Below are 9,536 nucleotides of genomic sequence, written 5' to 3'. Positions count from 1 at the left end.
CACACGCGTGTCGGTGAAAGGACACCAATCATTTCTCAACCGAGTGCAGAATCGAGACGTTTGGAAACGGAACAAACTAACCGAAGAAATCAATAAAGACCAAACGCAAATGGAGGTAACGCGGACAACGCTTAGGGCGGCCAAGCAGTTTGCCGAGCAATCATTGAGCAAGCCGTTGAACTGCTTGGTCAACTGGTACGAGAGTAGCGCCGACGCAACAGCTATCAACAGACATCTCGCCGTCTATATCGATATCTTCGGGCGCCTCAGAGCTGCAGCCGATGAGCCGCAGCGGTTAGAGCAAAACCAACTTGATGATGTCGCCGACCGATTGATTACGCTTTGGCTCGCGATAGCACTTGAGCCATCCGTTTCGGGACCTCAATCGCTGCTGCATGAGAAATGCGATACATTCCTCGAACAGTTCTGCGCCGACGAGATCGAGGCGGCAAAGAAATTCAGGCAATCGCCCCGACATAACGTTGCTCTTGAGAATCTTTCCACAACAGAAGCGGACACAAAATTCGGGAAACCGCTACGTAGCTGTCTTCAAAAATTTGCCCCTTCTGCAAACGGGCCACCACGTTTGTGGCCTCCTCACCTCTCAGAATTGCGTGACCACCTAGCCGCGAGCATCAAAAAGTTTGCAGAAACAGGCGGCGTAAAGGCGAGGCCCTATTTTGTTGTCGGATATGCGAGCATGCTGGCGCAACTCGGCCAGTACAGGGCAGCAGGCGTTCTGCTCGACGATTGGCTGCGCATGCGAGCGGTCAGCAAGTCAGAATGGCAACTTGGAGACACCTGGTTTGAAATGCGTGCGCGCACGACTCTCGCGTCGTACATGGAGGAATGGATACGCAAGGATGACGCACAACCACCGACTACAGTTCTTGACGAGCATCTCAAAAATCTTGATCTGATCCGCAAGGACTTCAAGATTCGGATGCTTGGGGTAAAGTTTTTTGAAGAAGCCTTCCGGCCTAGCCGCTCCTTTTCTAAAGTGGAAGGCATCTGCGCCAGCGACGATCCCGACATCGAAACATGGCGAAAGCTATTCGAATCCTATGTTACGATGGAATTGACGTACGCGCAGGCCATGCTGGTTCATGTCGAATATGAAGACAGATTTTCTGAGGAAACTACTGAACTACTTGAACAGTTCTCAGTAATGGACTTTGCTTGCGTTCCGGACACGGTGAAGTTTGATCCGACACCTGCAAAGGTTTATCAGGCACAAGTCCTCGAAGCCTTCGCTCGCAATGCGCTGATGTATAACGACGCTCGAAAGTCGGATGGCGATGAGGCCAAGATTAAGCGACTGGACCGCGCCATTGAGGCCATTCGCTCCGCTCAAAGAGCACTACAAGATGCGCTTAAAAAATCCGGTCGAGCAACACCTCGGGAGGCGTCAACCTTCCTCGAAAAGGTCACGACTAGTGAGGTCACCGCAACTCAAGACAAGTTACGATCGACCCTCGGTCGTGTTAAGCGCGCACATCAAGAACTTAGCCAATAGCCCACCGCGTTCGTACCAAAATGTCGAAAATCACCATCGAGGTCGCTTCGCAGCTTCATCGAGTTTTTTGAAATCCGAGCAATTGACTGGTCAAGCGAAGCTGAACTGCTCTTTAAAAGCACGAGCTATGGAGGTTTGACACCCGCCTCTGCGAACGATGCCAAAGACAGCATGACTCCCGCTAGAGTAGTCCAGAATGCATAAATTCTTAGGTTCACAGAATTCATGGACCGACCTCAGGGTTGCACCGCCCCTTTATACTACCACCGTCGGTCAAGCGCCAGATTTTTCACAGCACATTCTCCCGCCGAGAAGCACGGCCCGCGCATCGGCGCCGGGGTCTATAACGCCACCCACGCCACCATCGGGCCATTGCTGCTGGTTCTGTTCGGCCTCGTCACCGCCGAACCGCTGCCGGGTTCGCTGGCCATGATCTGGCTCGCCCATATCGGCTTCGACCGCATGCTCGGCTATGGCCTGAAATACGAGACGGGATTCCATTTCACCCATCTCGGCCGCATCGGCAAACACGCGGATACGGCCCAGCCCGCTGCGACCAGTCCGAATGCCAGCAATGATGTGAAAGCCGCCTAGCGCCCGCGGCCCGACAGCCTGAGAACAAAGACGAGAACTTCAGCCACCGCCTTGTACAGCTCTTCCGGAATCTCGTCGCCGAGCTCGATATTGGAGAGCGCGCCGGCCAGCACCTCGTTCTCCTCGATCGGGATATCGTTGGCCTTGGCGACCTCGATGATCTTCTCGCCGACCGCACCGCGCCCCTTCGCGGTGACGCGCGGCGCGCCAGTCTTGTCGTAATGCAGCGCGACCGCGAGCGCGCGTTTCGGCTGCACGATCATAGCGCCATATCCAGGAAATGACCTGCTGAAGCCGGAGCCGCTTGTTGCGGCACACCTTCGCGCACGACGATGTCGCCGGGCTGCAGATTGGCACGGATCAGCGCCTGCGTGAGTTCGCCCGCCTCCGCCTTCAACTGTTGCGCCGTGGACGATCGCTCCGCCCACATGCGCACAGAGGTCTTCTCGCCTGTCAGCGACACCACCGCATGGATCGGTCCTGTTGGCTCCACATCCAGCGAGAAGCGCGCACACCACACCTGCTTGGCAGACTCGGCTTCACTGCCCTGCCCGCCATCGCGCACGATCTCGAATTGCGCAACCGCCGTGCCGTGCGGCATGGCGAACGGAATTTCAAAGCTCCAGCGCGGTGTTGCCTGATCCGTGCGTTGCGCCACCGCAGCATCAGCGCGCTCCGGCAGCGACGCGACCTGATGCAGGGTCTGTCGCGCGATCGCGGCGTCGGTGTCGGCAAGTAGATGCTGCACGGTGTCCCCGAGCGGTGCGTTCGGCGCGAGCGTCGGCGACGCCATCGGCTGCGGTGTCGGCAAGGCGCCACGCAGCGGCGGTGGCGGCACCTGCGGACGCAAGCCTTGCGCATCGCCATAAGGTGCCGGTTGTCCCTTGAGGCTCGATGCCTGCTGCAGCAACGCGCTCTCGTCGGGCAAAAGCTTTGCGATCATCTCCGCGATCTTAGCACCTGATTGCTGCGTGCCACCGCCCACCATCGCAGCTGTCGATTTTGCAGTGGCCGCCGCAACCTGCGGACGGAGATCGACATCGCCGGCTTCGTCAGGCATCGCCGAAACCGGGGGTTGCGTGGCGCCGTCTTTCACGGCAGCTTTCGGCAGCATGCCCGGCACAAGCGTCGCTGCAGCCGCCTGCACCTGCGCGGCGGTCGTCATCGGCATGGCAGCCGCCTGCTGCAGCGTGGCCTGCGGAGATGTCGAAACCACTGCTGGCTTACCGGCCTCGTTTGCAAGCGTCGTTGTCAGCGCCTGCTTGAGCACCACCAGCGCGGCTTTCATGTCCGGCATCGCGCCAGACGTCGGCGCCGCCTTCGCGAGCGACGCTTCGAGAAACAGGCCGGAGTTCTGAAACGCCGTTTTCAGTTCGCCACCGCTGATCTTCGCATCGAGTGGCGGCCGCTGCGCCAGCACCTGGGCGATGGCCTGCTGCAGTTTCGGTGGCAGGTTGTCGAGCGAGGTCGCGGCGCCGAGATTGGCGAACAGCGCAGAGAGACTTGTTTGTTTCGTCACTGCACCCAGCGCAGCCTGCGAGACAGCCACTGCTTCAGGCGCAGTCAGTTGCGCCTTGGAGGCGGCCAGCGTCGTCAGCAGTGTGGCAGTGAGATTTGAAGCTGACGCCGAGGCCGCGCCGCTCGCCGCCGCCTGCTGCGGCAATACGGCGAGACGAATGCCGTCGGCTGTTTGCGAGACCGACAACTGCAATGTCTGCCCCGCCTGCAAAGGCACCTGGGTCTTCACATCGATGGCCTGGCCGGCAATCGAAATGCGCGCCTGATTATTGGCCGAGACCTCAAGCACCCGCGCGGCAACAACACTGCCAGGCTGGAACGCGACGTCGCGCGCCACACCTTGCGCAGCGACGAGCGATGGAATCGCATTGACGGTAACCGACATGCCTGCACCCGGGTCTGATGCGGCAGCTTAGGTTAAGCGTCGTTAACTTCTGATTAAGCGGCGGCCGTGCCCAGCGCCTTCAGGGCAGCGACGGCGCCCTCGAAATCGACCTTGCGGGCAGCCCGGCGCGCGGCGGCTTCCTCGTCGAGGCCCCATTTCTCCGCATTCCAGTCCTCATCCACGAAAGCGGCGGCCCAGACCTCGTCCGCGCTCAGCCGGCCGCGCAACAGCGCCAATGCAAGCAGCGCCGAGCCCGTGATCGTGGTCACCATATGCAGCGCGGCCACGCGCCACGGATCGCTCGGCAGCGCATCCTTCGCGGCGGCGATCGCCTGCGCGGGCTGGCTGACATGCATCACGCCTTCGGCCATGATGAAATGCGCGCCGAGATCTTCGGCGGCCCAGAACAGCACGGGATCCCATGCCGCCGCCTCGCGTGCAATCAGCGCTTCCGGGTGCGACGCACGATAGAACAACAAGTCCGAACCGAAATATTTTGCGATGTCATCGCGCACCGCCGTGATCTGCTCTTCGCTCGAGATCGCATCCAGCACGCTATTGGCAAGCCGTGTTACCGGCATGCTGAGCGGATCGATGAATTCCTGCTGCGCATTCCACTCGGCGGCCATCAGCTCTGCGATGGCGCGTGACGGCACAACAAGCGCATTGCGCGACGGTGTGCGGATCGTCTTGTCATCGAGCGTCACTGAATGGCCGGCATCGTCCGTGTTGACGCCGACCGTCGTGTAGAAGCGCTTGCGACGCGTGCCAGTCAATTTCCCGCGCGATTCCTGCACGGTAAAGCCGGGCTTGCCATAGACGTCGTCGAACAGTTCACGCATCGGTCATCTCGATCCAGTTATCTGGCCGCAGTTTACGCGAAGCGCGCGCCCCGCGCGAGGCCGTCAGCGATTGGCGCAGGCGCGTGAATAGGCCGCGCGTTCGTTGGGGCCGAGCCCTGCGGCGGCGCCATCCTGCAGGCAATTGGTGATACGGTCACCGAAGGAAGGCCGTGCCCGCGGCACATAATTCTGTCGCGGCAGATCGCCCATTTTCGGCACCACAGGCACCTCGATTTTCGGCGGCGGCGGCGCAGGTGGCGGCGGCACGGTCAGCGCGTTGCTGCCCGGCGGGAGAAAGCCCTGGGCGCATACCGGCGCAATGCCCAGCGTCAAGAGCATGGCCAATGCGAGATATGCGCGAGGTCCAACCATAGGGCCCATATCGTGATGATCTCCGATGCCTTCAAGCGCCACGTCGTTAACGCCGCAGGATGTGATCCGTTGCAGCGCGCCGGTGCTCCCAGCCTTCACGCTCCAGCTCGGGACGATCGTCCTCGGTCTCGGGATAGCCGATGCAGAAATAGCCGATCAGCCGCCAGTCGCGAGGAACATCCAGCGCATCGGCAACGGTGCCAGGATCGAGGATCGAGACCCAGCCCATGCCGATCCCTTCGGCGCGCGCTGCAAGCCACATGGTAGTCACCGCCGTCACCACCGAATATTCCGCCATTTCCGGCATGGTGCGGCGACCGACGCCATGCCCGACTTCGGTGCCGCGATCCGCAAATACCGCGACATGGCCAGGCGCTTCGCGCAGGCCGGCAAGTTTCAGCCGCGCATACAGCTGCGCGCGCTCACCGTGATAGGCTTCGAGCGCCTCGGCATTGCAGGCGGAGAAATTATCAAGCACCGCCTGACGTCGCGCGGAATCATCGACGATCACGAAACGCCAAGGCTGGCTGAGCCCGACCGATGGCGCGAGACAGGCGGTTTCGATCAACCGCTCCAGCGCACCGTCCGGCAGCGGGTCGCTGCGAAACCGACGGACGTCGCGACGCCACGCGAACAGATCATGCAAACGGCCGCGAAACTGGTCGTCGAACTCCGGCAAGGCCCTAGTCTTCCGGCGCGTTTTCGATCGGATCGAACCGGTCATGTTCGAGCGCCAGCAGATTCCACGACTGCAGCATATGCGGCGGCAGCGGCGCGGTGGCGTCGATCACGCCGCCGCGCGGATGCGGAATGATGATACGGCGTGCGAGCAGATGCAGGCGGTTCTGCAGACCGCCCGGCAGCTGCCAGTTCTCGATGTTGAAATATTTGGGATCGCCGACGATGGCGTGGCCAATATGGGCCATATGCGCGCGCAGCTGATGGGTGCGCCCCGTCACCGGCTTCAGCGACACCCAGGCAAGCTTCTGGCCCGATGTCTCGACCACTGCATAATAGGTCACAGCATGGCTCGCGCCGTCATCGCCATGCTTGGCGACACGCATGATGGTGTCTTCCTCGTTCTCTTCCTTGGCGAGATAGGTCGAGATGCGGCCCTGCTTCGGCTTCGGCACGCCGGCAACAAGCGCCCAGTAAAACTTCCGCGCCGAGCGCTCACGAAAGGCACCGGTGAGAAACGAGGCTGCGAAGCGCGTCTTGGCGATCAGCAGGCAGCCCGACGTTTCGCGATCAAGACGATGCACGAGGCGCGGCTTCTGTCCCTTGGAGTCGCGCATCACTTCCAGCATCATGTCCACATGACGCGTCATGCCGGAGCCGCCCTGCACGGCAAGGCCGGCCGGCTTGTTCAGCACCATCACGTCCGGGTCTTCGTAGATCGTCATCGCCTTCAACGCATCGAGCGTTTTTTGCGCGGCTTCAGAGAGCACGCCGACGGTCTTCGGGGCATCCAGCTTGAGCGGCGGGATGCGAACGGTCTGTCCGGCTTCCAGGCGATCCTTGCTGTCGGTGCGCTTGCCGTTCACGCGCAACTCGCCTTTGCGGACGATGCGCTGGATGTGCGAGAATGACAGGCCGGGGAAACGGGCTTCGAGGAAGCGATCGACGCGCATGTCGTTCTCGTCAGGTGTGACGATCACAGTCTGCACATTGGTCGGCATGATCGTCGGCTCGGCTTCCGCCCTGGCCGGCTTCTCGATCGCAGGTTCAGGCTTTCGCGAGCGCGACGGGCCACCGGCAAAGCGCGTCGGCACCTTACTTCCGGTGCGCGCAGCGGATGGCCGTTCGCTCCGCTCCGGGCGTTCCGATCGTTCAAACCGTTGCGGACGCTCGGATCGTTCGAAACGTTCCGGGCGCTCAGAACGCTCGAACCGCTCCGATCGCTCGGACCGTTCAAATCGCTCGCCCCGCTCCGCGGCACGCGCGCGCGGCGGACGTGCGCTGGTGGGCCGCTCCGCCTCGCCGCGCTCGGGCCGGAAGCGTTCACTCTTCGCCGCGGCGCTCTTCGGAGGCGTTCTGGCAGGCCCCTTGGCTGCCTTCTTCGCCGCCGCCTTGGCCATCGTGGCGCCCGGCTTGGCGCGTCCCGAACGGCCACCGCCTCCGGTGCCACGTTTGGCGGGGGATCTCGTATCGCGGCGGCTCATCTGTAACTCCAGGGGGAAAGTCCGTCCGTAGCGCATCTACCGACCCGGGTCACGGTCAAATCGCCGGATGGCGCCAACCTTCAGGTTCCGCCCGCCGGATTTGCCGGCGTCAGCGGCGGAAACCACCATACGGGGACTGGCCGGACAGCAGGCGCTGCGTCGGGGAGCCATCGTCAAATTGATTTTGGGTGAAGCTGCCCTCGAGCGACAAGGTGAGGTTCGGAATCGGCTGAAACGCGATGCCCGCGCGCGCCCGGTATCCGGCCGCGATGCTGGTGTCGGAACTGAACGGCGCCAGCGCGGTGCCGAAGCCCGGGCGGTAGTTCAGGGTGTCAAAGCCGGCAAAGACCGTGACGGGCAAATCTCCGGCGCCCTTAAACGCATAGCCGGCCAGCGTACTCTGGGCGGTGAGGCCGCCGAAATCGCTGGAGGTGCCGGCCCAACCGAGGCCCATGCGATCAAAACTGGCGGCCTCGCTGCGCACATATGCACCGGTCCGAAAATTGGACTTCCAATCGCCGTCATACGAAGCCCCGGCGTCGAAACCAGGGAAATTGCGGTAACTCGTGATGCCCGCATCAGACCAACCGCCAAGACCAAACGGCCCGTTGGGCACCCAGTATTGCACTGGGGCCGCCTGCTGGGCCCAAGCCGCTTGGGCGATCAGGCAAAATGCCGCTCCGATGACGGCGGCACGCAGCGGGGGAGATGTGACAATCGACATCCGGAGCCTCTACGCTTCGTTGTTCTTGGCGGCACGCAACTTCGCCCAGTAATCAAGCCGCTTGCGGATCTCGCGTTCGAAACCGCGCTCGGGCGGATCATAGAACTGCTGGCGACCCAAGGATTCCGGGAAATAGTCCTGACCGGAAAAGGCGTCCGGCGTGTCGTGGTCGTATTGGTATCCGTCGCCGTAGCCTTCCGACTTCATCAGCTTGGTCGGCGAATTCAGGATGTGTTTGGGCGGCAGCAACGAGCCGCCCTCCTTCGCCGTCCGCATCGCGGCCTTGTAGGCCATGTAGGCGGCGTTCGATTTCGGCGCGGTCGCGATGTAGATCACCGCCTGCGCGATGGCGAGCTCACCTTCAGGGTGGCCAAGGAAATCATAGGCGTCCTTGGCCGCATTGCAGATCACCAGCGCCTGCGGATCGGCAAGGCCGATATCCTCCACAGCCATGCGCACCACGCGTCGCGCAAGGAACAACGGATCCTCGCCTGCATCGAGCATGCGTGCGAGATAATACAGTGCCGCATCCGGATCGCTGCCGCGCACGGATTTATGCAGCGCCGAGATCAGGTTGTAGTGACCATCCGCCGACTTGTCATAGATCGGCGCGCGACGCTGCAGGATCTCCTGCAATTGCGCAGCGTTGAACACTTCATCGGTCCGCGCAGCACGCCAGACTTCTTCAGCCAGTGTCAGCGCCGCGCGGCCGTCGCCATCGGCCATGCGTATCAGCACGGCGCGCGCCTCGTCATCGAGCGGCAGCTTGCGGCCCTCGATCCGTTCAGCATTGGCGAACAGCTTTTCGATCGCTTCGGCATCATGCGACTGAAACACCAGCACACGCGCACGCGACAGGAGCGCCGCATTGAGTTCGAAAGACGGATTTTCGGTGGTCGCACCAACCAGCACCACAGTGCCGTCTTCCATGACAGGCAGGAATGAGTCCTGCTGCGCCTTGTTGAAGCGATGCACCTCGTCGACGAAGAGCAGCGTGCCCTTGCCCATCTGGCGGCGGGCACGCGCCGCGTCGAAGACTTTCTTGAGATCGGCGACGCCCGAGAAGACTGCAGAGATCTGCTCGAATTGCAGTTCGGTAGCGTCCGCGAGGAGGCGCGCGACCGTGGTCTTGCCGGTGCCGGGCGGCCCCCAGAAGATCAGCGAGCCGAGCGTGCGCGTTTCCAGCATGCGCGTCAGCGCCCCGTCGGGACCGAGGATGTGATCCTGGCCAACGACATCGGCAAGCACTCGGGGCCGCAGCCGCTCCGGCAGCGGACGCGGCGCGTCCTGCTCCATCCCGGCTGCAGCGAACAGGTTGGCTGATGGTTGCTTTGCGCTCATCCGCCGAGGGTGACGTTGATCTGCTGGCCGCCGCGCACGACGACGATGCGCCACAATCGCGCGCCCTCGCCCGTGACCTTTT

Annotated in this window: 10 protein-coding genes; 2 read left to right on the top strand and 8 right to left on the bottom strand. The window is 62.2% G+C overall.

Annotated features, from left to right (window positions below):
• Together ACIQ17_RS26155 and ACIQ17_RS26150 are read left to right on the top strand one after the other, a co-directional pair.
• The coding region (locus tag ACIQ17_RS26155) for a hypothetical protein (RefSeq protein WP_398472213.1) at nucleotides 1-1,516 on the top strand (1,516 nt) is incomplete at its 5' end.
• A 225-nt stretch (nucleotides 1,517-1,741) separates the two neighbouring features.
• A complete protein-coding gene (locus tag ACIQ17_RS26150) occupies nucleotides 1,742-2,110 on the top strand; it encodes a DUF4260 family protein (protein WP_398472211.1) in 369 nt (122 codons plus the stop codon).
• On the opposite strand, the gene ACIQ17_RS26145 is transcribed toward ACIQ17_RS26150, so the two are convergent.
• The 8 genes from ACIQ17_RS26145 to ACIQ17_RS26110 form a co-directional block, all read right to left on the bottom strand.
• The gene (locus ACIQ17_RS26145) at nucleotides 2,107-2,373 is read right to left on the bottom strand and encodes an EscU/YscU/HrcU family type III secretion system export apparatus switch protein (protein WP_398472210.1); all 267 of its coding nucleotides are present in this window, start codon (nucleotides 2,371-2,373) and stop codon (nucleotides 2,107-2,109) included. The two genes, ACIQ17_RS26150 and ACIQ17_RS26145, sit on opposite strands and share 4 nt — an antisense overlap.
• Nucleotides 2,370-4,013, bottom strand: a complete 1,644-nt coding sequence (locus tag ACIQ17_RS26140) for a flagellar hook-length control protein FliK (protein ID WP_398472208.1) — start codon at nucleotides 4,011-4,013, stop codon at nucleotides 2,370-2,372. The genes ACIQ17_RS26145 and ACIQ17_RS26140 overlap by 4 nt, the downstream gene beginning before the upstream one ends.
• A 53-nt stretch (nucleotides 4,014-4,066) precedes the next feature.
• A complete protein-coding gene (locus ACIQ17_RS26135) occupies nucleotides 4,067-4,855 on the bottom strand; it encodes an ATP12 family chaperone protein (RefSeq protein ID WP_398472206.1) in 789 nt (262 codons plus the stop codon).
• Nucleotides 4,856-4,918: 63 nt separating this feature from the next.
• Nucleotides 4,919-5,194: a hypothetical protein gene (locus ACIQ17_RS26130; RefSeq protein WP_398472205.1), complete on the bottom strand. Its 276-nt coding sequence runs from the start codon at nucleotides 5,192-5,194 to the stop codon at nucleotides 4,919-4,921.
• Between the two features lie 79 nt (nucleotides 5,195-5,273).
• Nucleotides 5,274-5,906, bottom strand: coding sequence for a 5,6-dimethylbenzimidazole synthase (bluB, locus tag ACIQ17_RS26125; RefSeq protein ID WP_398472204.1), 633 nt, complete (start codon nucleotides 5,904-5,906; stop codon nucleotides 5,274-5,276).
• A 4-nt stretch (nucleotides 5,907-5,910) separates the two neighbouring features.
• Nucleotides 5,911-7,389 (bottom strand): RluA family pseudouridine synthase, encoded by a 1,479-nt coding sequence (locus ACIQ17_RS26120; RefSeq protein WP_398472203.1) that lies wholly within the window; start codon nucleotides 7,387-7,389, stop codon nucleotides 5,911-5,913.
• Nucleotides 7,390-7,498: 109 nt separating this feature from the next.
• On the bottom strand, nucleotides 7,499-8,113 hold the full coding sequence (locus tag ACIQ17_RS26115) for a hypothetical protein (RefSeq protein ID WP_398472202.1): 615 nt from the start codon (nucleotides 8,111-8,113) through the stop codon (nucleotides 7,499-7,501).
• 9 nt (nucleotides 8,114-8,122) lie between these two features.
• Entirely contained in the window at nucleotides 8,123-9,454 is a 1,332-nt protein-coding gene (locus ACIQ17_RS26110; RefSeq protein ID WP_398472201.1) for a replication-associated recombination protein A, read from the bottom strand.
• Nucleotides 9,455-9,536: the final 82 nt, after the last annotated feature.

It is taken from the genome of Tardiphaga sp., from assembly GCF_044340795.1.
In the GTDB taxonomy this organism is placed as follows: Bacteria; Pseudomonadota; Alphaproteobacteria; order Rhizobiales; family Xanthobacteraceae; genus Tardiphaga.
The sequence above is the reverse complement of the archived record's forward strand: the minus strand, read 5'-3'. Positions and strand labels throughout refer to the sequence as shown.